This is a genomic window from Qipengyuania zhejiangensis (assembly GCF_035607565.1).
GTDB lineage: Bacteria > Pseudomonadota > Alphaproteobacteria > Sphingomonadales > Sphingomonadaceae > Qipengyuania > Qipengyuania zhejiangensis.
Genome location: NZ_JAYKGO010000003.1, coordinates 511,518 through 537,980 on the forward strand (window position 1 = coordinate 511,518; position 26,463 = coordinate 537,980).

The following is a 26,463-nucleotide window of genomic DNA, read 5'->3' on the forward strand; positions in this document are numbered from 1 at the left end:
ACCGACATCGCAATGGGGGGTGACAATTGACCGCCGAAATCCGTTTCTTCTGGGCGCGTCTGAACGCCAACTACTGGTTTTATCCGGCGCTGTTTTCGGTCCTTGCGGCCGTGCTGGCGTTCACGATGGTCGGCCTCGACCGGGCCGGTTTCGCTGAATTCCTGAATGCGGTGGACTGGATCGTTCCGGCCCGGCCCACGGGCGCATCCGACATGCTGACCGTCATGGCGGGCAGCATGATCGGCGTTGCCTCCACCGTGTTTTCGATCACGATCGCCGCCGTCGCCTATGCCAGCGGCAATTACGGCCCGCGTCTGCTGACGAATTTCATGGAAGACCGGGGCAACCAGCTTAGCTTGGCTACGTTCATCGGAAGCTTCGTGTATGCCCTGATCGTCCTGCGCGCGGTGCGGCGCGAAGACGAGGCACCGGCTTCGGTGGCGGATGCCGCAGCCACGGCCCTTCCGGGTTTCACGCCCCAACTTTCGCTTCTGGTGGCCTATGGCCTGATGGCCTTGTGCGTCGTGGTGCTGGTTTTCTTCCTCAACCACATCCCGTCTTCCATCCGCATCAACAAAGTGCTGCAGGGCATTGGCGACCGGTTGCTCGACGCGATCCGCGCGACCTATCCGGTCGAGGATGAGTTTGGCGATGCGCTGAAGTCCGTTCCCGGCGATCCCGTTACCGCATGGGGCACCGGTTACGTGCAGTTGATCGACTTCTCCGATCTGGAGAAACTGGCGCGCGGCAACGGTTGCACATTCTCGCTCAGGGTCCGCACAGGTGACTTTGTTCACCGGGACATGCCGCTGATGGACGTGGCCGGGTGTGATCGCGACAAGATCGAGGGAAGGATACGCGATTGCTTCACGCTTGGTGCCACCAGGACGCCGGATCAGGATCCCCAGTTCCTGATCGACGAACTGGTGGAGATCGGTCTGCGGGCGCTCTCTCCCGGCATCAACGATCCCTTCACCGCCATCAACGCGCTGCACTGGCTCGGTGCGGCAACGGCGGAAATCGGGCGGCGCGACCTGAGGAAGAACGTGTGCACTGGCGATACCGAGGACTGCCCGGTCATCCCCCTGCCCGACGATTTCGATCATTACCTAAAGCGCGGCTTCGGCGCGATCCGCAGCGCGGTTGCGACATCTCCCATCGCCGCCGAAGTCATGCTCGACACCTTGGCCAACGCCGCGATTCCCATCAAGGTGGAGGCCCGCCAGAAGCTGCTGAAGGATGAAGCGGAAAAGCTGGGCGCGCAGGCGCGGCTCAATCTGATCGGCCCCGATCTTGACCGGTTCGAGACGCATCTGTCGGACTTCAACCGCACGTTCTGGTAGTTTTTTCGGCTGGCAGGTTTCAGCGCATCCGCCCGGGCCTGACAGGGGCCTTGGCCAGCACCAGCGCGGCACCGACCAGCGCCATGCCGATGAAGTCCATCGGCACCAGCAGTTCCCCGAATGCGATCCACCCCACCACCGCCGCGACCGCGGGCTGGGTGAGCAAGGCCATGCCGATCACCAGCGGCGGGAAATGTCCCAGCGAAAATACCAGCAACCCCTGGCCGACGATCTGGCTCGACAGGGCGAGCAGCACGACCGGCGTCCAGCCCGATGCACCCGGCCATACCGGTTCCCCGCCAAGGACGGCCATACCCAGCAACACCGGCGACGCGGCAAGGCTGACCAGCACGAGAACCGTCCACGAACCCATGGCCGCGCGGGCGCGCTGGGCCGGAAGGAGGTAAAAGGCATAAAAGATACCCGCCGCCAGACAGAACAGGTCCCCGATGAACGTGGCGGCCGATATTTCCAGGCTGCGCCCCAGAAGGATCGCGGCACCGGCAAAGGCCGCGGCAACGCCCAACGCCTCGCGCTGCGACGGCGCGCGGCGCATTGCGACAAGCCCCCACAGCATCAGGATGACGCTGCCCGAATTCCCGAACAGCACGGCATTGGCGAGCCGCGTGCGTTCGATACCGATATGCCAGCTGGCAAGGTCCAAAGCGAAAAATGCGCCAGCGGCGAGGCATAGCAGGACCAGTCGCTTGTCGAGCGGGCCGACCTTTCGTGACCGCCAGGCCAGCAGGGCCAGAACCGGCAGGGGCAGCAGCAAGCGCCAGAAAGCAGCCGAAACCGGGCCGGTGTCTGCCAGCCGCACGAACCACGGCCCGAGGGCCAGAACGATATTTCCCGTGATCAGCGCCGCAAAGTGCCACGCGCCTGCCTGATAGCCATTCTTGTCAGCCGAGGCGGTTGCGCTGTTCATGTCCGCCACCTAGCTCAATGGCCATACCGCGCCAGTAAAAAGGATCTGCCCGCAATGCACGACACTCTTTTCCAGCCGCTGACCATGGGTTCGCTCGAAGCAAAGAACCGCATCCTGATGGCCCCGCTTACCCGAGGCCGTTCGACCCAGCCCGGCTCCGTGCCGAACGAAATGATGGCGACCTATTATCGCCAGAGGGCCGGTGCCGGCCTCATCATCAGCGAAGCGACCGGCATCAGCGTGGAAGGGCTTGGCTGGCCTGCCGCCCCCGGAATCTGGAGCGACGCGCAAGTCGAAGGCTGGAAACCGGTTACCGAAGCCGTGCACGAAGCCGGTGGCCTTATCGTGATGCAGCTGTGGCACATGGGCCGCCTGGTCCACCCGCTGTTTCTTGACGGCAATCCCCCCGTTTCCGCCAGCGCCACCACGGCACCCGGCCATGCCCACACGTTCGAAGGGCGCAAGGATCACGAAAAGGCGCGCGAACTGTCGGTCGAAGAGATCGCACGGGTCGTGGCCGATTATCGCCACGCAGCCGAAAACGCGAAGAAGGCCGGCTTCGACGGCGTGCAGTTGCACGGCGCGAACGGCTATCTGGTCGACCAGTTCCTGCGCGATTCGACCAATCTTCGCGAAGACGACTACGGCGGCAGCCCGGAAAACCGCACGCGGTTCCTGCGCGAAGTGCTGACCGCGCTGATCGATGTGTGGGGTGCGGATCGCGTCGGCGTGCGCCTGTCTCCGAACGGCGAGACGCAAGGTTGCGACGACAGCGATCCTGCGGCCACCTTCGGCGCGGCCGCCAAGGTCGTCGAAGACCTGGGCCTGGCATTCCTGGAACTGCGCGAGCCGGGTCCGGACGGCACGTTCGGGGCAACCGAGGTGCCCAAGCAGAGCCCGCTGATCCGCCAGATCTATTCCGGCAAGCTTGTGCTCAACAGCGATTACACCCCCGAACAGGCGGTTGCCGATATCGACGCCGGTCGCTGCGATGCGGTTGCCTGGGGGCGCGATTACATTTCCAACCCCGACCTTGCCGAACGCTTCCGTCTGGGTGCCGAAATCGCGCCCAACGTCAACGTGCCGCACAGCTGGTACGGTTCGGGACCTGAAGGATATATCGATTACCCTGCGCTGGCCGACGCACGCGACGTCGCGGCGGGCTGACCGAGGTCGATAGAGGTGGCTAGCCTTCCGCGTCTTCGGCGGGGGCGGCCACCTCGGCTTCCGGGGCTTCGTCGGTTGTCGGCGTGCCGGTTTCGTCCGGCGAGGCCGCATCGGGAGCCGCGTCTTGCGCACCGCTGCTTTCCTGCCGCAACGGCGCCGAGCGCGATTGCAGCGTGTCGAGCGGGATCATCTGATCGCTGATCGTGCCGCCGAGCACCTCGCCCCGCGCCGCGCGTTCGCCATTGTCGGCGTCCTGTGGTGTGGGATCGCTGCCGCACGCGCCAAGGCCGATGCCGAGGGCGGTGACGAAAATGAACTTGCGGATCATGGCAGCGCGCAGGCCTTTCCTTCGAGCGCGGCGAGAAAGTCGCCGAAACGCGCCTGCAATGCCGCATCGAAGGCCGCAGGCGCAAGATCGATACCGAGCCGGGCGAGGCTGGTCACCCCGAATTCGTCGATGCCGCAGGGCACGATGCCCGTAAAATGGGTCAGGTCGGGGGCTATGTTCACCGAAAAACCGTGCATCGTGACCCAGCGCCGCACCCGCACGCCAATCGCACCGATCTTGGCTTCGCGGCCATCGATGTCCTTCGTCCAGATACCGATCCGCCCTTCCGATCGCCAGCTCTTCACACCGATATCGTCCAGCGTCGCGATTACCCAGCCTTCCAGCGAATGAACGAAACAGCGCACGTCGCGGCCCCGTTCCTTCAGGTCCAGCATGACATACCCGATACGCTGGCCCGGCCCGTGATAGGTGTAACGACCCCCGCGCCCGGCCTCGACCACTTCGAAGCGCGGGTCGAGCAATTCGGACCCGTCCGCGCTGGTGCCTGCCGTGTAAACCGGCGGGTGTTCCAGCAGCCACACCATTTCGGGTGCGGTGCCATCGGAAATCGCGCGGTTGCGCGCATCCATCGCCGCCAACGCCTCGCGATAGGCCACTTGCCCGGTTTCGGCACGCCATTCGACGGTTTTGGTGGGTTGGTCCGACATCGGCGATTGCGTGGCGTCAGATGCAACGCTTATCAAGGGGTATGGAGAAAACCGGCATGAAATTCGACCTCGACACGGCCTGGCGCGATGCGAAACGGTTTGCAGGCGCCAATTCCGGCCTGCTTTCGGCCATCGCCGGCATATTCGTCTTCCTGCCTTATGCGATCCTGCTGGTCACCCTACCATCGTTTGCGCCGATGCCGGAAATTCCCGAAGGCGCCAGCATGGAAAGGGTGATGGACGCCTTCAACGCCTTTTACGCCAGGACCTGGTGGCTGTTCATGCTGGTCGCCGCAATTGGCACGGTCGGACAACTGGCCATGCTTGCACTGGTCGGACGGCGCGCCAGCCCGACGGTGAGCGAAGCGATCGGGATCGGGGCCAAGTTCTTCGTTCCGGCTTGGCTGGCGCTGGTGCTGCAGATGCTGGGCATCAACTTTGCCACCTTGCTGATCGTATCGGTCGCCACGCTGACCGGATTGGGCGGCGTGGCATTCGCCGCCACGGTGCTGGCCTTTGCCGTGGCCGTCTACCTCACTGCGCGCCTTTCCATGACCCTGCCCATCTTTGCGGTCGACGGGGAGATCAATCCGATCGCGGCCCTTCGTGGTTCGTGGAACATGACGCGTGGCAACGGCCGCCGCTTGTCCTTCTTCTACTTCCTGCTGGTCGTGGCCGCCTTTGCGCTGTTCATCGTCGTCCTGCTGGTTTCAGGCCTGATCCTGTCGCTGACCGGCCCTGCCGTGGCCGAAGTCGGCGAAGCGGTAACGATGGCCGCGATGACGACTGCGGTGGTCGTCGGCGCCACAGCGGTTCTGGCCGCGGTGCACCGCCAGTTCCGCCGGCTCGAGAACGCAACCAGCGTCCCGACCGTGCGGCACGATTAGACGCGCGGTTCCTTCCAGCCCCAGAACAACTGGCAGGGAAGGATATTCAGGGCTTCGAAGCCGCTGTCGATACGTTCGAAATGGCGCGCCATGAAATCGCGCGCCTTTGCGGAAAACTGGTACACCAGAAACGCCCCGCCCGGACGGATGACACGGTAGGTCGCTTCCGCGATCGCTGGCCCTACCCCGTCCGGAAGCGTCGAGAACGGCAGGCCGGACAACACGTAATCGGCGTGGTCATGGCCATGGGCCCGCACGATTTCCTCGACGTCGGCAGCCGATCCGAGAACCGCGTGGAAGCGGCTGTCGGTAAAATGCTTCTTCAGATAGTCGACATACAACGGATTGGTATCGATCACGATCAACGTGCCGTCGCGGCGCAGCCGATCCAGCACCGGCTGGCAGAACGTGCCCACACCGGGGCCGTATTCCACGAACACTTCGCACCTGGCCCAATCGACCGGACCGAGCATCTTGGCGATGGTGAACCGCGATGACGGGATTATCGAGCCGACCATCTTGGGATGTTCGACAAACCCGCGAAAGAAGACGCCCCATTGGCCAAAAAGCCGGGCGGCCTTCTGTTTGAAATTGCGGCGTTCCATCACGGCGACACTGTTTTCGGTTGGCAATTCAAATCCCTCGCGGCGACTGGTGCCCGATCGCTGTCCGTTTGGCAGTCAGGCGAACCCATTGCAAGCGCGCCGCGCCGGGCGTAGCGCAGGATCGCGATGGCTGACAAAAACCCTGTTGTAATTGCCGAGGTTCCCGTTGCGGCCAAGCCGCGACCGATTTCGCGCGAACGGATGATCCTGCTGTTTGCCGTCATGTTGACGACGGCGGCAGGCAACACTGCGATGCAATCCGTCATGCCGTCGATCGGGACCGCGTTGCAGATCGACGACGTGTGGATCAGCCTTGCCTACAGCTGGTCGGCGCTGCTGTGGGTGATTTGCGCTCCCATCTGGGCCGAACGGTCCGACCGGCGCGGTCGCAAGGCCATGATGGCTCTCGGCCTGATCGGCTTTATCGCCAGTTTCAGCCTGTGCGGGCTGATGCTGTGGCTCGGCCTCAGCGGATATCTTACCGCGTTCTGGGCGCTGATCATGTTTGCCGCCGCGCGCAGCCTGTACGGCGGTTTCGGCAGCGCGGCGCCGCCTGCGGTCCAGGCCTATGTGGCCAGCCGCACACCGCGCGCGGAGCGCACGCAGGCCCTGTCGCTGATCGCGTCCAGTTTCGGACTGGGGACGGTTATCGGCCCCGCGCTTGCCCCGCTGATGGTGCTGCCCTTCCTCGGCCTGACGGGGCCGTTCCTGATATTTGCGGCCATTGGCGTGGCCACGTTGATCGCGCTGCGGTGGCGTCTGCCCAACGACGAGCCGCAGTTTCCCGCGCGCGGCACCGCCTACGATGCGCCGTATTCGGGCAGCCCGACGGCCGAGCCGTCTGGCGGCGACGACGAGGACGAAGATGAGGACGAGGAGGCGGTCGAGCCGCACAAGCTGCGATGGTTCGAGACACGCCTTCGCCCATGGGTGATCGTGGGCCTGCTGGGCGGCCACGCACAGGCCATGGTGCTGGGGATTTCGGGGTTCCTGGTGCTCGACCGGCTGGGGCTGCGCGCCACGCCGGCAGAAGGCACCGGCCCCGTCGGGCTGGTGCTGATGGCAGGCGCTATCGCAACCCTGCTGGCGCAGTGGGGCCTGATCCCGCGGTTCAATCTGGGTCCGCGTGCGGCCACGCTATCGGGAATTGCGGTTGCCGCGTTCGGTGTCGTCATTCTCGGCGTGGCCGACGATCTCCACCTCATCGCCTTGAGCTTTGCCATCGCATCGCTGGGCTTCGGGCTGTTCAGGCCGGGCTCCACATCGGGCACTTCGCTGGCGGTAACGCGGGCCGAACAGGGGCAGGCGTCCGGCATCACCGCTTCGGTGGCAGGGGCCAGTTACATATACGCCCCCGCGCTTGGCGTTTGGCTGTACGGCCATTCCGACTGGCTCGGTTTCGGCCTGATCGTGGCGTTGTGCGCGATCGTCTTCGTCTACGGATGGACCGCCCTGCAATCCGACGAAAAGCTGGTCAGCAAGCAGCGCTAGAGGATTTCCAGCACGCGGTCCTGCGGACGGCACAGGCGGACGCCCTTTTCCGTTTCCACCAGCGGCCGTTCGAGCAAGCTCGAATCGGAAGCCATTGCATCGAGCACCGCGTCGGCCGGCGCATCGGGCAGACCGCGCTCCACCGCATCCGTTCCCCTCAGCCGCAACCCCTCGGTCGGGCTGATGCCCGCATCGGCGTAAAGCTGGGCAAGTTTTTCGCGGCTCGGCGGGTGCTTGAGATATTCGACCACCGTCAGGTCCACGCCCGACAGATTTTCGAGTATCGCCAGCGTCTTGCGCGAGGTGCCGCATTTGGGATTGTGCCAGATCGTTGCCTTCATGGCCTTGGTCTCCTTGGATATGCGGGTCGATTAAGCGACTGTTGCGATCAGTGAAAGCAACTCGTGCGTTTTTTTCACCGTCAAATGGGATGATTCCGCTTGCAGATGCGAATGGTTCGCAATAGCAGGCCCCTCGCAACTGATAATCATTCTCAAGTTTTGGAAAGTCTCCCATGGCCCTTCACACCCACCGCGCCGCGCTTCTGATCGGTACGGCCTTTGCCACGATGCACGCTCCCGCGCTGGCCGACGACGCACAGCCTGAGCGCGACTATCTGCCCGGGCATATCGTGGTGACCGGCGATCGCGACAGCTATTCCGCCGATGACGGATCGAGCGCGACCAAGACCCCCACCCCGATGATCGACGTGCCCCAGGCCGTCGCCGCGATCACCCGCGACCAGATCGAGGACCAGAACATCACGTCCCTCAACGATGCCCTGCGCTTCGTGCCAGGCGTCTCGATGGAATCGGGCGAAGGCCACCGCGACGAAGTTTTCATCCGCGGTCAGGAAAGCACCGCCGATTTCTACGTCGACGGCCTGCGCGACGATGCCCAGTACTATCGCCCGCTTTACAACGTGGAACGCGTGGAGGTGCTCAAGGGTGCGAACGCGCTGATCTTCGGGCGCGGCGCGGGTGGCGGCGCCATCAACCGCGTGTCGAAGAAGGCCGTGCTGGGCGAACAGCGGGTCGTCGGCATGGCGAGCGTTGACAGCCACGGTGCCTTCAGCCTGGCAGCCGATGTCGGCGCACCGGTGGGCAACACCGTCGCGCTACGCGTAAACGGCACATACGAGGAATTCGACAACGATCGCGATTTCTACGAAGGCCGGTTCATCGGGTTCAGCCCGACCGCCACCATCGCAATGGGCGATGCCACCGAACTGGTGCTGACCTATACGTATGACGATGATCGCCGCGTCACGGATCGCGGCATTCCTTCCTTCGGCACCGGCCCGCTAGAAGGGGTCGACACCGTTTTCTTCGGCGATGCCGATTACAATGTCAGCGACGTGGAAGCCCACATTGCGCGCGCACGGCTGGACCATGATTTCGGCGGCGGCTTGAGCGGCAACGTCACCGCGCAATACGCCAATTACGACAAGTTCTATTCCAACATCGTCCCGTCAGGCGCGACCGACACCGACGACGATGGCCTTGCCGACACCGTCAGCCTTTCCGGCTATGAAAGCGGAACGCTGCGCGAAAACCTGATCGGCCAGGCCAACCTCGTGTGGCAGGGCGACACGGGCGGCATCGGACACACCGTTCTGATTGGCGCGGAAGCCATGCGCCAGGATACCGATGCCGACCGCGATCGGGCGCTGTTCGGCGGGCTGTCATCCACCTCATCGCCCTTGGCCGACACGATCTTCATCCCGGCCTTCACGCTCAGCCCCCAGCGGGCCTCCACCTCGCGGCTGGAAACATTGTCCTTCTATGTCCAGGACCAGGTCGAACTGACCGACTGGCTGCAGATCATCGTCGGTGCACGCTATGACGAATTCCAGCTCGACAGCTACGATATCGGCGAAGATTTCGCCGCATCGCGTTCCGACAGCAAGCTGAGCCCGCGTGCCGGCATCGTGATCAAGCCGCAGGAAAACCTTTCGCTCTACGCGAGCTATTCGGAAAGCTTCCTGCCCTCTTCGGGCGATCAGTTCACCGTGCTGAGCGAGACCAGCGTCCTGCTCGACCCGGAAGAATTCCAGACCCTGGAGGCCGGGATCAAGTGGGCACCGCGCGCCGACCTGCTTGCCACGGCCGCAGTCTTCCGCCTCGACCGGTCGAACACGCCGGCGGTGGACGGAACGACCGGACTGACCGTCCTGACCGGCGAAAGCCGCGTCCAGGGCTTTGAAGCCAGCCTTGCCGGTTCGCTCACCGAGGCGCTGCACGTGAACCTCGGTTACACCTATCTCGATGGCGAAATCCGTTCCGCCACATCGTCCGCGGGCGTGGGCACCGAACTGCAGCAACTTCCCGCGCACCAGATCGGCGCATGGGCGCGTTACGATTTCACCGACAACTTCGGCTTCGGCCTGGGTGCGGTCCACCAGTCCAGCCAATTTGCCAGCTACAGCAACGACGTCGTTCTGCCCGCCTATACACGGGTCGACGCGGCGGCCTTCTACACAGTCAGCGACCGGTTGAGCGTCCAGCTCAACGTCGAAAACCTGTTGGACGAGGATTACTGGCCGAGCGCGCATGGCGATAACAACATCCAGCCGGGCAAGCCGCTGACCGCCAAGATCGGCATCCGTTACGAAATGTAGGCCCGCGCAATCCGCGATCCACACGAAGGGGCGGCTACCGGCACACGGCAGCCGCCCTTTTTCGGTTCAATCCTGTGGCGGGGGCACTTCGTCCGGCGCGGTGATGGCCGGCACTTCGCGTGCGGCATCTTCGGCGCTGATGCCCGGTGCCGGCGCCGCGCTGATCGTTTCGCGCCGCCGCGACACGCGCCCGGCCCGTTCGACCGCGCGCACCAGCCGCGGATAGACCCCGCAGCGGCACAGATTGGGGATCGCCGCCTTGATCTCCGCCTCGCTGGGGGTAGCGTTCTTCTGCAGCAGCGCGCTGGCGGCCATGACGATGCCCGGCGTGCAATAGCCGCACTGGATCGCCTGTTCGGCCACCATCGCCTGCTGCACCGGATGCGACCGATCGCGGCTCAACCCTTCGATGGTGGTGATGAACCGGCCCTCGGCTTCGGCAATAGTGATCAGGCAGGACCGCAGCGCTTCGCCGTCGACATGGACCATGCAGGCGCCGCAATCCCCTTCGCCGCATCCGTATTTGGTGCCGGTCAGGTTCGCCGCATCGCGCAACGCCCACAGCAGTGGCGTATCCGGGTCCATCCGGAACCGGATCGCCCGCCCGTTGACGGTCATGCTGGTCATACGCTGCGAACCCTGGGACCTGAGGTCAGTATTTCCAGCTATCGTCGATCCGGGACACGCGGCGTTTCCACGCTTCGAAATCGAGCACACCGGCACCGCCCTGCGACGCCATGACCGAAAGGTCGCGCTGGTGAACATCGACCACGTCCTGCGAAATGACGTTCGCTTCGCCTTGCGAAAGGGTGGCGACCTGGATTTCGCAGGCGCGCTGCAACGCCCACATCTTCACGAACATGCCGGGGATGCTCCTGTCCATCACCACGGGGCCATGGTTGCGGAGCATGAGAATGCTGTGATCGCCGAGGTTTTCGACCAGCCGTTCACCTTCTTCTTCGCGCACCGTCACGCCTTCGAAATCGTGATAGCCGATCTGGCCCTGGAAATTGCAGGCGTAGAAATTGGTGGGAACCAGCCCGTCCTTGTGGCTGCAGACGGCCATCGTGGCCGTCGTGTGGACGTGGCAGATCGCCGTTGCGCGCGTGCCGAGGTGCTTGTGAAAATAGCCATGCTGGGTGAAGCCGGCCTTGTTCACCATGTATTGCGACGGGCCGACATTGTTGCCCTCGACGTCGATCTTGACAAGGTTCGAGGCCGTGACTTCATCGTACAGCAGGCCGAACGGATTTATCAGGAAGGTGTCGGTTTCCCCCGGGACGGCAATCGAGATGTGGTTGTAGATCGATTCGCCCCAACCGAGGTGATCGAAAATCCGGTAACAGGCCGCAAGATCCTGACGTGCCTGCCATTCGGCATCGGTGCACTCGAAATCGCGCTGTTTCATCTGGGTTGCCATCGCTCGCTCTCCTGCAAGTTTCGTTTCAGGACCCGTATCGCACGGACCGGCAGGATTGGGCAAGCATCGCGGATGCATTCACCGCTAGGCAAGCCCCGCCGGCCTCGCTAGGTCGGCCCGCGATGAGCGAGACGGCAAAACTGACCCGGGGCAGCATTCGCGGCCATCTGGTGACGCAGACCATGCCGATGATCATCGGGGTCGCCGCGATCATGTCCGTCGGCCTGATCGACGCCTATTTCATCGGACAGCTCGGCCCGCAGGAACTGGCGGCGGTCGCTTTCATCTTCCCGATCAGTATCGCGATCTCCAGCTTGGGCGTCGGGGTGATGGTGGGCATCAATTCGGTGATTGCCCGCTCGCTGGGCGAGGGGGACCGCGATCGGGCCGAACGGCGGGCCAATTTCGGCGCGGTGTTCGCGCTGGTGACCGGGCTCGTCCTGGGGCTGGCGCTTTACCTTTTGCTCGATCCGCTGTTCCGCCTGATGCAGGCTTCGGACGAACTGCTGCCCCTGATCAAGCGCTACATGGGGCCCTTTGCGCTCGGCATGCCGTTGCTGCTGTTCCAGATGGGCCTCAGCGGGATCTTGCGTGGTCAGGGCGAGGCGCGGGCAACCAGCTACGTGTCGCTGACCTATTCGATCGCCAACTGGATTCTCGATCCGCTGCTGATCACCGGCGCCTTCGGGTTGGAAGGGTTCGGCGTTGCCGGCGCCGCCTACGCCACCCTTGCCGGATGGGCGCTGGCAATCCTAGTTGCGCTGTGGCTGATCCGGCGCAGTGCGCTGCACATCAATTTCACGCTGGTTCGCCAATGCCGGATGGGCGAATCCGCGAAAGCCATCGTGCGGGTTGCCGGACCGGCCGCCTTTTCCAACGCGATCAACCCCATCGGCCTCGCCGTCCTCACGGCCTTGCTGGCGAGCCAAGGCGATGCCGCTGTCGCAGGGTTCGGCGCGGCGGGCCGCCTCCAGAGCTTCGCGGTCGTGCCGTTGCTGGCGCTGTCGGGCGCAATCGGGGCAATCGTCGGCCAGAACTGGGGGGCGGGCATGCCCGACCGGTCGCGCCTTGCCATGCGCGAGGCCGGGGCGTTCTGCATCGGCTACGGTCTGCTGGTGGCGATGCTCCTGTTCGCTTTTGGCGACTGGTTTGCGGGGCTGTTCACGCAGGATCCGGCCGTGGTGCGCGAATTCGATTCCTATCTCGCCATATCGGTATGGGGATACGCCGGATTCGGCGTGCTGATCGTGGCCAACGGCGCAATGAACGCGCTCGACAGGGCACGCTACGCCCTCGCGCAGAGCTTTGCCCGCGTCTTCCTGGTGATGCTGCCGTTCGCCTGGTTGTTGCGTCCCATGTTCGGGGCCGAGGCGATCTATGCGGCGGAACTCGCGGCCAATCTGGCTGGCGGGCTTCTGGCCGCTTTCCTGGCGTGGCACGTGCTGCGCGCACGGCCCCACGAAGGTTCCGTTCCCCAAACCAATAGTTAACCATCTTGCTCCATAGGCTTGTCCCGATCGTATCAGGGGCAAGTAACCATGGATGACCTTCTGGCGGACTTCGTCGCCGAAACTCGCGAGATGCTCGAGGCACTCGGGGGTGAAATCGTCGCATGGGAAGCCGATCCGTCGGACAAGGCCCGCCTCGACACCATTTTCCGCTTCGTCCACACCGTGAAGGGCAATTGCGGCTTTTTCGATTTTCCGCGGCTGGAAAAGCTCAGCCACGCGGCTGAAGATGCCCTGTCGGAATGCCGGGCGGGCCGCCGCCAGGCGGACAGCGGGCTGGTTTCCGCCGTCCTCGCCATCATCGACCGCATCGGCGACATGAACGATGCCATCGAAGCCGGCGAGGATTATGCCGGTGGGGGCGACGAGGACTTGATCGCCGCCGTCCAGTCGGGCGAGGAAATCGAGGTTTCCAGCGCCGTTCAGAGCGCCCTGGAAAGCGCTGATCACGACGAAGTCGATACCGCCGCCGATGCGCCCATCGGGGACGAAGACCAAGGGCCCGCCAAATCGGCACGCGCCAACACCGTGCACCGCTCCATCCGCCTCCCCGTCGAACTTCTGGATGAAGTGATGAAGGGCGTGTCGGACATGGTTCTGGCCCGCAACGATCTGGCCCGGCGCCTGCGTGAAGCGGGCGAACAGCCGACCATCGACGGCCCTTTCGAACGCCTCTCCGCGATCCTTGCCGACGTGCGCACGTCGATCACACGTATGCGGATGCAGCGGCTGGAACATCTGTTCACCTCGCTACCGCGGCTGGTCCGCGATCTGTCGAACGAACTCGGCAAGCAGGTGATGGTCGATTTCGAAGGCGGCGAGGTCGAACTGGACCGCGAAATGATCGAAATGGTCCGCGATCCGCTGACCCATATCATCCGTAACGCGATCGACCACGGCATCGAAGGTCCAGGCGAGCGCATGAAGAACGACAAGCGCGAAATCGGCTTGCTGCGATTCTCCGCCCGCCAGTCGGGCAACGAAATCAGCCTGGTGATCTCGGATGACGGGCGCGGGATCGATTGCGAACGGCTGGCGGCCAAGGCCGTCTCGGCGGGCATCTATTCCCAAGCCGAAGTCAATCAGATGTCCGAACGGCGCAAGCAACACCTCATCTTCGAACCCGGCCTGTCCACTGCCGATACCGTCAGTTCGGTTTCGGGCCGCGGCGTCGGGATGGATGTTGTCCGGGCCAATATCGAACGTGTCGGCGGCTCGATCGACCTGGTGAGCAAGCCGGGGGACGGCACCAGTTTCCACCTCAAGCTGCCCCTCACGCTCAGCATCATCGCCGCGCTTACGGTCGGATGCAGCGGCCAGCGCTATGCCATTCCGCGCAGCTACGTCGAGGAAATCGTCTTCGGCAACAGCGCCAACGTCGAATTTGCCCAGGCCGGCGAACGCCGACTTGTCACGTTCCGGGGCAAGCGCGTGCCGTGCCTGGCGCTTGGCGACATCCTCGGCACCGAGGACAATTGCGATGTCGAATGGGAAGCCAAGACGCTGATCCTGATCCGCCTTGCAACAGACGATGTTTTCGCTCTCGCCGTCGACCGCGTGTACGATCACGAAGACGTGGTGGTGAAGCCCATTGCCCCGGCGGTAATGGAAACGCGCCTTTATGCCGGGACGACGCTGCTGGATGACGGGCGCCCGATGATGCTGCTCGATCTCCCCAGCATCGCGCTCAAGCGCAAGCTCGTCACCGAAGGTCGCGGCCTCGCGAAACCGATCGAGGAAGAGAAGAAGGTCGAACAGCGCAAGACCGTTCCGATCATGCTGTTTGCCGGTCTGGACGGACGCCGTCGCGCCGTGCGCCTCGACATGGTTCGCCGCATCGACACCGTGTCGCGCGAAGCGATCGATATCGACGGAAGCCGCGCACAGGCCGTCATCGATGGCGAGATCCTGACGCTTGTCGGCCTCGAATATGGCCGCCTGCCCGAGGAAAAATGCCGCCTTCTGCGTCTTTCGGATGGCGAGAGCGAATTGGTCTATGCCGTGGGCGAAGTGCTCGACGCGGCGGAGATGGTCGGCGAGATCATGCCGACCAGCGATGACCCTTCGATCGAAGGCGTCACCCTGATCGACGACCGCACGGTGCCGGTTCTCGACGGTCACGCGCTTTTCGCGGCCCACGCTACACCCCGCCGCAAACAGGCCCCGCTGTCCTGCCGCATCCCGCGCGACAGCGAATGGGCGCGCACGATCCTCGAACCGCTGGTCGAGGCTGCCGGATACCGCGTGGCAACCGACGATGACGACCACGCCGACGTGGCCATCCTGCTTGCCGAGGAAGAAGTGCAGGAGCCCGCTGCGGCCCGCAACGTCATCCGCCTGTGCCAGGACCCCGAAGGCGCCAGCGCCGGGAATGACGCAATCTACCGCTATGACCGCGATGCGCTGCTCGCCGCGCTCAAACAGGCCCGACTGGGGAAGACCGCATGACCGAACTGTTGCTGATGTGCATGATCGCAGGGCGCCGCGCGGCAATATCCGCCATCCGGGTCCAGTCGGTCATCGAGATCGACGAGATCACTCCCATTCCCGGCTCGCCCGATTTCATTTGTGGTCTGACCGCACTGCGCAGCCAGGCGCTGACCGTGGTCGACTGCGCGCTGGCGCTGGGTCTCGACAGCGCGGGTGCCACGCCCGGCCAGCGTGCCGCCGTCATCGAGGTGGATGGGCACCTTTATGCCCTGCTGCTCGACGATGCCTACGACGTTGGCGAATCGCTGGGCACACCTGTCGCGGTGCCAGGCGGGTTCGGTTCAGGCTGGCAGAATGCCGCCTGCGGAATGGTCGAAACCGAAGGCGGCCCGACCCTCCTGGTCGATATAGAATCCCTCGTTGCAGGGCCCATCGCAGAAGCAGCTTAAGCGAATAGTTACGGTCGGCAGGTATTACCGGCCAGAAGAATAAGAGGTCACACCGTATGAAAACCTGCCTAATCGTCGACGATTCGCGCGTTATCCGCAAAGTTTCGCGGCACATCCTCGAAACCCTCGGCTTTGCCGTGGAAGAAGCGGAAAACGGCCAGGAAGGCCTCAATCGCTGCATGGAATCCATGCCGGACGTGGTCCTGCTGGACTGGAACATGCCTGTCATGACAGGCATCGAATTCATCACCCAGCTGCGCCAGCGTGACGGCGGCGACAAGCCCAAGGTCGTGTTCTGCACCACCGAAAACGATGTCGCGCATATCCGCGAAGCGATCAGCGCCGGTGCGGACGAATATGTGATGAAGCCGTTCGATCACGAAACACTCCAGATCAAACTCCAGCTCGTCGGCATGGCCTGAAGGGCCTGACGATGGCGGCTGTGCTCCAGACCAAGCGGATCGACCCCCTCGTCACGGTTTATCCCGGGACCGTGCGCGTCATGATCGTGGACGATTCGCTTACCGTGCGAACCGTCTTCACGCGCATGATCCAGAAAGAGCCGGACATGGCGATCGTCGCCTCGGCAAACAGCGCCGAACGCGGCCTCGACGAACTCGGCCTGCACCAGGTCGATGTCATATTGCTCGACCTCGAAATGCCCGGCATGGGCGGCATCGAAGCGCTGCCGAAGATCCTGAAGGCGGCGCCCAAGGCGCAGGTCCTGGTGATTTCCTCGCTAACCGCCGACGGCGCCGAACACACGGTCAAGGCGCTGGCGCTCGGCGCTGCGGACACGATGCTCAAGCCGCGACCGGGCGGCTTCAACGACGATTACCGCGACACGTTGCTCGGCAAGATACGCGCGCTGGCCGGCAAGGACATGCCTGCACCCGAGGCTCCGGCAAAAGTGCCCGCCTCGCCCCGCATCATGGGCAAGCGCCCCGAGGTGATCGCCATCGGCGCATCGACCGGCGGAATTCACGCATTGAACCTGTTTCTGCGCAAGGTGCCCAGGAATTTCGACCTTCCGATCCTGATTACCCAGCACCTGCCCGACAGCTTCATTCCGGTGTTCGCAAAACAGATGGAAATGGCTGCGGGCCGCGAAGCGGTGCTGGCCGACGAAGGCGTCGAAATTCGCCGCGGCACGATCGTTATCGCGCCGGGACGCGGACACATGGTGGTTCGCAAATCCGGCACGCGCCTGCTCACCGGGCTTGCCTATCACCCGGTCAAGAGCGGCTGCATGCCGTCCGTCGATCCGATGTTCGAAACCCTTGCCGAAGCTTGCGAAGGCCGCGTCGCGGGCGTCCTGCTGTCGGGAATGGGACGCGACGGCACCGATGGCGCGCAGGCGATTGCCGCAGCAGGCGGCACGATATACGCGCAAAACGCCGAAACCTGCGCCGTTTGGGGAATGCCCCGTGCGGTGACCGAAAGCGGACTGGCTGCGGCGGTCCTGCCGCCAGAAGGCCTTGCCGAGCGGGTCCTGGCAAGCGCGGGAGCCAGCGCATGGACGTGAACGAGGCGTCCCACAAGATTATCGCCGATCTGCTGGCGCAGCGGACCGGACAGCAACTGACAGAAAGCCGCCGCTGGCGCGTATCCACCGCCCTTGCGGGCCTGTTTCGCGAACTGGGAATCGACAACACCGACCAACTCGCCTGCATGTTGGAACGCCCTGGCGAACACCACCTGGCGACCAAGGTTGTCGAGGCCTTGCTGAACAACGAAACCTATTTCTTCCGCGATCACGTCTATTACACCACCCTGGCCAACCAGGTTCTGCCCGACCTTGCCCGCAAGCGTCAGGCAACGAAGAAACTGTCGATCTGGTCCGCCGGCTGTTCCACGGGTCAAGAGGCGCTCAGCCTGGCGATGCTGTTTTGCGAACAGCCCGGGCGCTGGCAGGATTGGGATATCGACATCCTCGGGACCGATGTTTCGGGCAAGGCAATCGCGACCGCCAAGACAGGCTGTTACACCCAGTTCGAAATCCAGCGCGGCATCTCCGTGGCGCAGATGCTGAACTTCTTCAGCGAAACCCCGCGCGGATGGCAGGCCAGCGACCGGATCTGCGCGATGACGCGGTTTCAGCAGCACAGCATCCTCGATTTCCCGCCTTCTCCCGGCCGGTTCGATCTCGTGCTGTGCCGCAACGTGCTGCTCTATTTCGATCCCTCGGTTCGGCGCTCCGCCTTCGACCGGCTGGCAGGGGCCACGGCCACCGATGGCTGGTTGATGATGGGTGCAGGCGAATCGGTGATCGGCCAGACCGAAAGGTTTGGCCCGACCGAATGGGGTTCGTCGATATACAGGCCCACTTCGGTCGCCTCGCGCGTCGCAGCAAGTCCGCGGGTGGCCGCGGCCGCGGGATAGACGCCACCTTCCAGCGCCGCAGCCATCGCAGACAGTAAACGGGCCCTTCAGGATTCCTTAGCGAATAGTCCGATAGGGAAGACCGCTTAGACTGAGAAAATCATACCGATCGGGGGCATTCGTGACGACTAGGGAAGGCAAAGCCGGTGGCGACTACCGTGCCGTTGTGCTCGGCCCGATCGTCGTCCTTGCGCTGATTTTCCTGTCCTCGCTCGCTATCGCGCAGCTTGCCAAGTCGACGGGCGTGATCTCGCCCGTTGCAGTGCTGACGACCGGGTCGATCATCTTCGCGATTACCGTCACCTACCTAGCGTTTCGTGCCGTGGCCTACCTGCGCGAGCTGGACCATCTGCGCCACTCAGACAGCCTGACCCAGCTTCCCAACCGCCGCGCGTTGCATTACGATATCCAGCATGATGCCGGCAGCCGCCAGGAAATCGCGCTCGCGCTGATGGATCTCGACGGGTTCAAGCAGGTCAACGACCATTACGGACATTTCGTGGGCGATGCCGCAATCATGGAATGCGCCAGAACCCTGACCGAAATTTCGCAGGACGAAGCGCGCGTTTACCGCCTGGGGGGTGACGAATTCGCGCTGTTCGCGTCGGGTCCGCTTGCGGGCACCCTTCTCGAAGGTTTGTGCCGGCGCGTTATCGAACGCCTCGCCAAACCGCTCCAGGTCGACGATCGCCGCCTGACGCTAGGTGCAAGCATCGGCCTGTCGCGCAAGGGGGCGGGTGAAGACATGTCGTCCTCGGAAATGCTGCGCCGCGCCGATGTGGCCATGTATGCGTCGAAAAACGGCGGCAAGATGCGCTGCACCTGGTTCACGAAAGCCTTCGACAAGAGCCGCGAACAGTTCAAGGAAATGGACGACGAACTTCGTTCGGCGCTGGCCAATGACGAATTTCGCCTGAACTATCAGCCGCTGGTGGACACCATGACCCGCAAGGTCGTGGCGGTCGAATGCCTGCTTCGCTGGGCCCGCCCGGATGGCAAGCCGATCGGCCCGCACATCTTCATTCCCGTGGCCGAAGAAAGCGGCCTGATCAACGCGATCGGGCTGTGGGTTTTGCGACAGGCGTGCTGCGATGCGATGGATTGGGACGGCATCACGCTGTCGGTAAACATTTCCGCAGCCCAGCTTCGCAACCCCGAATTTCCGATCCACCTCGGCCATATCCTCGAGGAAACCGGGTTCGATCCCGAACGACTCGAACTGGAGATCACCGAAACCTGCCTCGTGCTCGATCCGGTGGTCGCCGAACGTAGCCTCGCGCTCATCCGCGGCTTCGGGGTCAAGGTGGCGCTCGACGATTTCGGCACCGGCTATGCCTCGATCGGTTTCCTGCGCCAGTTCCGGTTCGAAAAACTGAAGATCGACCGCAGCCTGGTTGTCCAGGCCGGCGAAGACGACGGCAGCCGTGCCATGATGCTGTCGAGCATCACGGTCGCCCGCGCGATGAAAATGAGCGTGACGGCCGAAGGCGTGGAAACCCAGGAACAGGCAGACATGGTTCGCGCCGCCGGTTGCGATCAGATCCAGGGCTGGCTCTACTTCAAGGCGATGCCGGCCGATGAAATCGCCCAGCACCTTGGCCAGCCGGTCGATATCGCCACTACCCGAGAATTAAGGACTACCAAGGTCGCATGAGCGCTCTTTCCGACATGACGAACGGCGTTACCGCCGACTACGAAGTGACGCCTGACGCAGTTCTGGCAAACGACCCGGACCACGCGGATTTCAGCCCGTCGGCTGGCGACAGACCGGTGCAGGCGGCGCGCGGGATCAGGGGATGGCTGGCGTCCAGATCCGTCGGCGGGAAGCTGCAGGCAATCGCGACTGCCAATATCGCCGCGGTGCTGCTGGTGCTGCTGTCCACCCTGATCGGCGGATACACCGCGCTGGAAATGCGTCAGGAGAGGATGACACTTTCCGATGCCATGGTCAGTTCGACCCGCGCAATCGCATTGACGAACGAAGCCCGGCTGTTCGCCCAGCAATATACGGCGACCGGTGACGCCAACGCCCTTGGCGCCGCCAACGATGCGTTCAAGCAGGCAGACCGGATGCTGAAGCAGGTGGAAGCTGATGCCCGCGCGGTCGCCCCTGAACTCGTTCCGGCCGTGCAGGATCTCGACGCCCGACTGGTGGCGATGACCGTGCAGGTCGAAGCCGCGCAGCGGCCTAATGGTTCGGCCGCGCAACGGCAGGCGTTTTCCGATAGAATGTATGTCGACGGAGGGGAATTCGTCGCACAGGCCCGCGCAACACGGGTTCGGCTCGACGCGATAGCGCAGGCCTCGGACCTTCATTCCCAGACGGTCGTGAAATGGCTGTTTGCCGCTTTCATCCTTGTCGCAGGGATCGGCATCGCGCTGATCGTATCGAGCACGCGTTTTCTGGCGCGCGACGTCTCGGGTACGTTGGGAGAGATGACCGGCGTGGCCAGCCGCCTTGCCGCGGGCGAAAAGGGCATCCACATCCCCGCCACCGACCGGCCCGACGAAATCGGCAATCTGGCCCGGGCGCTGGAGGTTTTCCATCAGGCCGCCTGGCATTTCGAGAAGATGAGCAACGAACGCGCCGCCATGCGCGCGCAACGCGGCAAGCAGATGGCGCACATCGCAGAACGGTTCGAACAAACCGTGGGCGAAGTGGTGAACAGCGTGGCGGCCGCGTCGACTCAGCTCCACGGCACCGCCACTTCGATGGCCAACGCTGCCGAAGAAGCGAGCGACCAATCGCGACTGGTCGGGGAATCGATGGACCAGGCATCGCAGGGCGCGACCGCCGCGGCTGCCGCATCGGACGAATTTGCCATGTCGATCGGCGAGATCAGCCGCCAGGCCGCGCATTCGGCGGAACTTGCCCGCAAGGCCACCGAAACCGCCACCGGCGCCGACGCGACGATCTCAGCCCTTGCCATGTCGGCCGATCAGGTCGGCCAGATCGTCGAACTGATCCAGTCGATCGCCAAACGCACCAATCTTCTTGCCCTCAACGCGTCCATCGAAGCGGCGCGCGGCGGCGAAGCGGGCCGCAGCTTTGCCGTGGTTGCCAGCGAAGTGAAGGAACTGGCCGCCCAGACCAGCCGCGCGACCGAGGAAGTCGCCCAGCAAATCCGCGAGATGCAGGATTCCACCGGAGCCAGCGTGGGCGCGCTGCGATCCATCGCCGGCCAGATCCGCGAACTTGAAAGCACCGCCGTATCCATAGCCAGCGCGGTCGATCAGCAGTCGGTCGCCGGACAGGACCTTGCCCGCAGCATCGATCTTGCTGCCCGTTCCACCGATGAAGTGTCGGGCAGCATCGAAAAGGTGCGCGAAACGTCGCTCGCGGCGGGTGCAGCCGCCAGCCAGGTGGTCACGTCGGCAGACGAACTTGAAAGCCAGGCGGGAACTTTGAAGGCGCAGGTCGATGCTTTCCTGCGACACGTCCGGGCAGCTTAACCTGATTTAAAACAGTTTCCTCGTAAGGTTGATGCCGGGTTAAGAGGGAACGTACCGGCCATGAATGCGCAGTCGAATTTTCTGACTCCTGAAATGATCCGCGAAATTCGCGATGTCGAGGTCGTCACCGCTTCCAGCGAGGCGGAAAAATCCACACTGGGCAATTGGTTCATGGGCCGTTCGCTGACCGCGAAGGCCAAGATCGCCTCGGCCTTTTCGCTCGGCGGGCTGACCCTGATTTCATGCCTTGCCCTGCTGGGCTTTTCCGACCCGTCGATGCTGCCCTTCGCCCGCACCGCGATTATCGTGATTGCCGGGATCAGCCTGGTGGCGGGCCTGGCCAGCCTTCAGTTCATCCTGAAGCAGGTGGTTGCCCCGTTTATCCTCATCACCCGCGAAATGACCCGGCTCGCGCAGGGTTCGCGCGATATCGACCTTTCGGGAACGGGACGTCCCGACGAAATCGGCGACCTTGCCCGCTCGCTCGAAACCTTCCTCAAGTCCGGTCACAAGCTCGACGAGCTGTTTACCGGGCGCAAGGCATCGGAACAGAAGCGCAAGGACGAGCTGATGCGGCTTGCCAGCGATTTCGATGCAAGCGTGGGCGAAGTCGTTGGCAGCGTGGCCGCGGCATCCAGCCAGCTGAAAACCACCGCCTCGAGCATGGCCTCCACGGCCAATCAGGGGACAAGCCAGTCCGAACAGGTAATCCATTCGATGGACCAGGCATCGCAGGGCGCGACCGCCGCGGCTGCCGCATCGGACGAATTTGCCATGTCGATCGGCGAAATCAGCCGCCAGGCCGCGCATTCGGCGGAACTTGCCCGCAAGGCCACCGAAACCGCCACCGGCGCCGACGCGACGATCTCAGCCCTTGCCATGTCGGCCGATCAGGTCGGCCAGATCGTCGAACTGATCCAGTCGATCGCCAAACGCACCAATCTTCTTGCCCTCAACGCGTCCATCGAAGCGGCGCGCGGCGGCGAAGCGGGCCGCAGCTTTGCCGTGGTTGCCAGCGAAGTGAAGGAACTGGCCGCCCAGACCAGCCGCGCGACCGAGGAAGTCGCCCAGCAAATCCGCGAGATGCAGGATTCCACCGGTGCCAGCGTGGGCGCGCTGCGATCCATCGCCGGACAGATCCGCGAACTTGAAAGCACCGCTGTATCCATAGCCAGCGCGGTCGATCAGCAGTCGGTCGCCGGACAGGATCTTGCCCGCAGCATCGATCTTGCTGCCCGTTCCACCGATGAAGTGTCGGGAAGCATTGCCGAGGTGCGCGAAACCTCGCTCGCCACGGGTGCCGCGGCGAGCCAGGTGCTCAGTTCGGCCGAAGCCCTCGAGGGGCAGGCCGAAGTGTTGCGGAACAAGGTGCAGGCGTTCCTCGGCCAGGTCCGCGCGGGCTAGTCAGCGCCGTCCGGCCCGAGGTTTGAAACGGCCTATTCCCACCAATAGGGAATACGGCGCGCGTTGCCCGTTTCCACCTCGTTCATCGTCTTCGCGTCATACAGGCGTCCCCCCAGCATCACGCGTTCGATGCCATCCGAATTGCGGATATCCGCGCTCGGATCGGCCGTCAGCACCAGCAGGTCGGCAAGCTTGCCCACCTCGAGGCTGCCGATATCGCGCTCCATGCCCAGCGACTGGGCAGACGCGATTGTCCCGGCGCGCAGCGCCTCGACCGGCGTCATGCCGCCGCGCACGAAGCTCCACAGTTCCCAATGCGGCCCCACACCGGCCTGCTGGCCGTGGGCGCCGATGCTGATTTTCACGCCGCGTTCGGCCAGCTTCCTTGCCTCACGCGCTGCGTCATCATCGACAAACGCCCATTCCGGCGCGGTGACGCGCCGGGCGGTCTCGGCGATCAACTGGCGCGGCGGGGTGTGCACCATCAGCGGATTGTCGAACACGTCCGTGGCCTGGCGCCAGTAGGGGTCGCCCGCCAGACCGCCGTAAGTCACCACCAGCGTGGGCGTGTTGTTGGTCTGCGAACCGCCCCAGAACTGCAGCACGTCTTCGTAGAAACGTTCGACCGGAACATTGTGTTCGACCGTGGAATTGCCATCGGCGATCAAGTTCATGTCCATGCCGAAAAGTGAACCGCCTTCGGCCACTACCAGCATGTTCTCGGCGCGCGCGGCCGCCACGACCTGCTGGCGCTGTTCCCGGCGGGGCTGGTTGTAGTTTTTCACCGACACCCCGCCCTGCGCCTTGATCCGGCGCACATGGGCCAGCGCGTCGTCATATCCGTCGATGCGGGCATAGACCGATGGCGCCTTGGCCCCGTAGATGATCTCCCCGGTCGAAAAGATGCGCGGCGCAAGCATCGATCCGGCCCTTTGCCGTTCTGATGCGGAAAAGATCATGCTGGCGCTGGATGATGGATCGTGCAGCGTGGTCGTGCCCATCGCCAGGTTCTGGACGAGCGACCAGTTCTGCTGCGGCACCAGATCGCCCTGCCCCTGTGCGCCATGCGCGTGGGCATCGACCAGGCCCGGCATGATCGTCTTGCCGGTCGCATCGATCACGCGGGCACCCGCGGGCACGGCCACGCTGGATGCGGGGCCGATGGCGGCGATGCGGTCCCCGGTGATCACGATGGTGCCGTTTTCGATCGCGCCGGCGCCTTCGCCGGACATGCTCAGGATGCGTGCACCGGTGAGAACCACGGTGCCGTTCGGCTTGTCCGCGCTGACCGTGCGCGCAAGCGAAATACCCGTTACCGGCGGCACGAACTTGGGTGCGTCCTTGGCCTTCGGGGCATCCGCGAACATGGCTGACGTGGTGGCGCGGAACAGCGTGGGGCCCATCGACCACGTGAGAGTGCGCCCGTTATCGGTCCAGCCGACGTAATCGGCCCCGCCCTTGCTGGCGCGGGTCACCGGCATCGAACTGGCCTTCTCGCCCAGCGTCACCGCCTGCCCGCCGGGCATGAGCGGCGTTACGAAAACCTCGTAATTTTCGCGGAACGCCAGCATGTCGCCAGCCGGGCTGACGCTGTAACCGTTGACCAGTTCGCCTTCGGCATGAACCTGGCGCTTGTCCCCATCGAGATCGGCCGAGAGCAGCTGCAGCTTGCCACCCGAGCGCCCGAGCATGAAAACCCGGTCGTTGTCCGCGCCGAACTGGGGTTCGGACGTATCACGAGCGATCAGTTGCGGTGCGCCGCCTGCCACAGGGACGGAATAAACGCCTTCGTTTTCCGAATACGCCGGCGATGTGAGATACCCGCCCGAACGTTTTTCAAAGACGATGGTGCGCCCGTCGGGCGAAAAATGCGGCACGGCGTAATGGCCGCGCTGGCTGGTGACGGCGCGGGCGTTGCGGCCGTTTGCGTCGGCGACCATGACCTGCGCCAACCCGGCATCGGTCCAGCGCACGAAGGTGATCCGCTTGCCGTCGCGCGACCAGCTGGGCCACAGTTCGAGGGCATCCGCGCCGTCCGCGAACAACCGGCGCGCATCCCCGCCCGCCAGCGCCTTGGTGTAAAGCTTGCCGAGGCTTTCGAACACGACCGAACGGCCATCGGGCGACACGCTGGCAAAGCGCGGGATCTGGGCGGTGAAGCTGTCCCCGCCCACCGGGATCACAGGGTGCGGCGCATCGGCCACGCCGCGCGTATCGTCGACACGGAAGGGGATGACGGTCGCTCTGCTGCCGTCGGCAGCGATGCGGCGCAACTTGCCACCCGCCCACGCCACCAGCGCCGAACCGTCGGGCATCCAGTCCATCAGCGGATAGAAGCCGTAAACGGCCCAGGTTTCCTGCATGTCGAGATCGAGATCGGCGTAGATCATCCGTTCGACCCCGCTCGACAGATCCTTGACCCACAGCTCGGTCTGGTCCTTGTCGCGGCGAATGAAGGCCAGGCTCTTGCCGTCGGGCGAAGGCGACGGGCGCACGGCACCGCCGAACCCGTTGGCAACGGTTGTCACCTCGGTTGTGGCCAGGTCGTAGCGTTCGATCGCGAACGTGCCTTGCGTGGAATCCTGCGCGTATTCGAAGATCGGGCCGGACGTCACGTTACGGGTGTAATACACCGCGTCGCCGCCAGGCGCGTAGGTCGGTTCGCCCAGTTCCTTCTGCGCCGTTTCACTTTCGCGCGCGACCAGTTTCACCCCGCCGCCACCGGACACATGATACAGCCAGATTTCGCCTGTGCCCGCGCTGCGCTGCGTGGTGAAATGCTTCTTGGCGGCGATGTACTTGCCATCGGGCGACCAGCTCGGCTGGTTGAGCAGGCGGAAATCTTCCTTGGTCACCTGCTTCTTGTCCGAACCGTCGGCGTTCATCACCCAGATGTTGTCCCCACCGGCGCGGTCCGACGTGAAGGCGATGCGGCGGCCATCGGGCGAAAAGCGCGGCTGGATTTCCCAGGCAAGCCCTTCGGCGATGCGGGTCGGCGTGCCGCCGGAAACGGGCATGGTGTAAATGTCGCCCAGCAGCGCGAACGCCAGCGTGCGCCCATCGGGCGAGACATCCACGTCCATCCAGGTGCCTTCATCCGTGCGGATCGGCACCTGGCGAATGGTCGCGCCCCGCGGCGCCGTTATGTCCCAGGCGTCTTCCGCATCGGTCGACGCGGTCGGGGTTGCCGGTGCCGCAAAAACGGCAATGCCCGAACCTTCGGCCGGGCCATTGTCCTTCGAGGCATCGACTTCCTGTTCCTCGACCGGATTGGGGCTGGGCGCGGGTTGCTGCGCCAGGGCCGCCTGGCCTGCAAAAAGGACCGCGAGGACGGAGGCAATGCTCGTTTTCATGGAATTCTCCTGGAAATGTCTGCGCGC

Annotated in this window: 22 protein-coding genes; 14 read left to right on the forward strand and 8 right to left on the reverse strand. The window is 64.0% G+C overall.

The genetic code is table 11. The features are described 5' to 3' along the window. The first annotated feature begins 26 nt into the window (after positions 1–26). Entirely contained in the window at positions 27–1,343 is a 1,317-nt protein-coding gene (locus tag VR863_RS10195; RefSeq protein WP_324828358.1) for a DUF2254 domain-containing protein, read from the forward strand. A 19-nt stretch (positions 1,344–1,362) separates the two neighbouring features. Here VR863_RS10195 and VR863_RS10200 read toward each other — a convergent pair whose 3' ends face one another. After that, positions 1,363–2,271: a DMT family transporter gene (locus VR863_RS10200; RefSeq protein ID WP_324828359.1), complete on the reverse strand. Its 909-nt coding sequence runs from the start codon at positions 2,269–2,271 to the stop codon at positions 1,363–1,365. A gap of 54 nt (positions 2,272–2,325) precedes the next feature. On the opposite strand from VR863_RS10200, the gene VR863_RS10205 reads away from it, so the two are divergent. Continuing rightward, positions 2,326–3,438 (forward strand): alkene reductase, encoded by a 1,113-nt coding sequence (locus VR863_RS10205; RefSeq protein ID WP_324828360.1) that lies wholly within the window; start codon positions 2,326–2,328, stop codon positions 3,436–3,438. Positions 3,439–3,457: 19 nt separating this feature from the next. Here the strand turns inward: VR863_RS10205 and VR863_RS10210 are convergent, their stop codons facing one another. After that, the gene (locus VR863_RS10210; protein WP_324828361.1) at positions 3,458–3,766 is read right to left on the reverse strand and encodes a hypothetical protein; all 309 of its coding nucleotides are present in this window, start codon (positions 3,764–3,766) and stop codon (positions 3,458–3,460) included. Then, a complete protein-coding gene (gene lipB / locus VR863_RS10215) occupies positions 3,763–4,434 on the reverse strand; it encodes a lipoyl(octanoyl) transferase LipB (protein WP_324828362.1) in 672 nt (223 codons plus the stop codon). The genes VR863_RS10210 and lipB overlap by 4 nt, the downstream gene beginning before the upstream one ends. Before the next feature lie 56 nt (positions 4,435–4,490). On the opposite strand from lipB, the gene VR863_RS10220 reads away from it, so the two are divergent. After that, positions 4,491–5,321 (forward strand): glycerophosphoryl diester phosphodiesterase membrane domain-containing protein, encoded by an 831-nt coding sequence (locus VR863_RS10220; RefSeq protein ID WP_324828363.1) that lies wholly within the window; start codon positions 4,491–4,493, stop codon positions 5,319–5,321. Here the strand turns inward: VR863_RS10220 and VR863_RS10225 are convergent. Further along, positions 5,318–5,926, reverse strand: coding sequence for a class I SAM-dependent methyltransferase (locus VR863_RS10225; protein WP_324829259.1), 609 nt, complete (start codon positions 5,924–5,926; stop codon positions 5,318–5,320). The genes VR863_RS10220 and VR863_RS10225 overlap by 4 nt on opposite strands. Before the next feature lie 126 nt (positions 5,927–6,052). Here VR863_RS10225 and VR863_RS10230 point away from each other — a divergent pair, with 126 nt between their 5' ends. Then, positions 6,053–7,417, forward strand: a complete 1,365-nt coding sequence (locus VR863_RS10230; RefSeq protein ID WP_324828364.1) for an MFS transporter — start codon at positions 6,053–6,055, stop codon at positions 7,415–7,417. On the opposite strand, the gene VR863_RS10235 is transcribed toward VR863_RS10230, so the two are convergent. Then, positions 7,414–7,758: an arsenate reductase family protein gene (locus tag VR863_RS10235; protein ID WP_324828365.1), complete on the reverse strand. Its 345-nt coding sequence runs from the start codon at positions 7,756–7,758 to the stop codon at positions 7,414–7,416. The genes VR863_RS10230 and VR863_RS10235 overlap by 4 nt on opposite strands. Positions 7,759–7,931: 173 nt before the next feature. Between VR863_RS10235 and VR863_RS10240 the strand changes: the two genes are divergently transcribed. Continuing rightward, the gene (locus tag VR863_RS10240) at positions 7,932–10,037 is read left to right on the forward strand and encodes a TonB-dependent receptor (RefSeq protein ID WP_324828366.1); all 2,106 of its coding nucleotides are present in this window, start codon (positions 7,932–7,934) and stop codon (positions 10,035–10,037) included. Positions 10,038–10,103: 66 nt separating this feature from the next. Here VR863_RS10240 and VR863_RS10245 read toward each other — a convergent pair whose 3' ends face one another. Together VR863_RS10245 and VR863_RS10250 are read right to left on the reverse strand one after the other, a co-directional pair. Beyond that, complete coding sequence (locus VR863_RS10245) at positions 10,104–10,664, reverse strand: (2Fe-2S)-binding protein (RefSeq protein WP_324828367.1); 561 nt, start codon at positions 10,662–10,664, stop codon at positions 10,104–10,106. A 25-nt stretch (positions 10,665–10,689) separates the two neighbouring features. Next, the gene (locus VR863_RS10250) at positions 10,690–11,457 is read right to left on the reverse strand and encodes a class II aldolase/adducin family protein (protein WP_324828368.1); all 768 of its coding nucleotides are present in this window, start codon (positions 11,455–11,457) and stop codon (positions 10,690–10,692) included. A 122-nt stretch (positions 11,458–11,579) separates the two neighbouring features. Between VR863_RS10250 and VR863_RS10255 the strand changes: the two genes are divergently transcribed. From VR863_RS10255 to VR863_RS10295, 9 genes are all read left to right on the forward strand, one after another. After that, complete coding sequence (locus tag VR863_RS10255; protein ID WP_324828369.1) at positions 11,580–12,947, forward strand: MATE family efflux transporter; 1,368 nt, start codon at positions 11,580–11,582, stop codon at positions 12,945–12,947. Positions 12,948–12,995: 48 nt separating this feature from the next. Continuing rightward, positions 12,996–15,413, forward strand: coding sequence for a chemotaxis protein CheA (locus VR863_RS10260; RefSeq protein WP_324828370.1), 2,418 nt, complete (start codon positions 12,996–12,998; stop codon positions 15,411–15,413). Further along, entirely contained in the window at positions 15,410–15,844 is a 435-nt protein-coding gene (locus VR863_RS10265) for a chemotaxis protein CheW (protein ID WP_324828371.1), read from the forward strand. Before VR863_RS10260 ends, VR863_RS10265 begins: the two co-directional genes overlap by 4 nt. A 56-nt stretch (positions 15,845–15,900) precedes the next feature. After that, positions 15,901–16,266 carry a response regulator gene (locus VR863_RS10270; RefSeq protein WP_324828372.1) on the forward strand — a complete coding sequence of 122 codons (366 nt, stop codon included), beginning with the start codon at positions 15,901–15,903 and terminating at the stop codon, positions 16,264–16,266. 11 nt (positions 16,267–16,277) lie between these two features. Continuing rightward, positions 16,278–17,369 (forward strand): chemotaxis-specific protein-glutamate methyltransferase CheB, encoded by a 1,092-nt coding sequence (cheB, locus tag VR863_RS10275; RefSeq protein WP_324828373.1) that lies wholly within the window; start codon positions 16,278–16,280, stop codon positions 17,367–17,369. Next, entirely contained in the window at positions 17,360–18,226 is an 867-nt protein-coding gene (locus VR863_RS10280; RefSeq protein WP_324828374.1) for a CheR family methyltransferase, read from the forward strand. The genes cheB and VR863_RS10280 overlap by 10 nt, the downstream gene beginning before the upstream one ends. A 121-nt stretch (positions 18,227–18,347) precedes the next feature. Next, complete coding sequence (locus VR863_RS10285; protein ID WP_324828375.1) at positions 18,348–19,880, forward strand: putative bifunctional diguanylate cyclase/phosphodiesterase; 1,533 nt, start codon at positions 18,348–18,350, stop codon at positions 19,878–19,880. Further along, positions 19,877–21,679 carry a methyl-accepting chemotaxis protein gene (locus tag VR863_RS10290; RefSeq protein ID WP_324828376.1) on the forward strand — a complete coding sequence of 601 codons (1,803 nt, stop codon included), beginning with the start codon at positions 19,877–19,879 and terminating at the stop codon, positions 21,677–21,679. Before VR863_RS10285 ends, VR863_RS10290 begins: the two co-directional genes overlap by 4 nt. A gap of 60 nt (positions 21,680–21,739) precedes the next feature. Further along, positions 21,740–23,083 (forward strand): methyl-accepting chemotaxis protein, encoded by a 1,344-nt coding sequence (locus VR863_RS10295; protein WP_324828377.1) that lies wholly within the window; start codon positions 21,740–21,742, stop codon positions 23,081–23,083. Between the two features lie 32 nt (positions 23,084–23,115). Here the strand turns inward: VR863_RS10295 and VR863_RS10300 are convergent, their stop codons facing one another. Next, positions 23,116–26,436 carry an amidohydrolase family protein gene (locus tag VR863_RS10300; protein ID WP_324828378.1) on the reverse strand — a complete coding sequence of 1,107 codons (3,321 nt, stop codon included), beginning with the start codon at positions 26,434–26,436 and terminating at the stop codon, positions 23,116–23,118. Between the last annotated feature and the right edge of the window lie 27 nt (positions 26,437–26,463).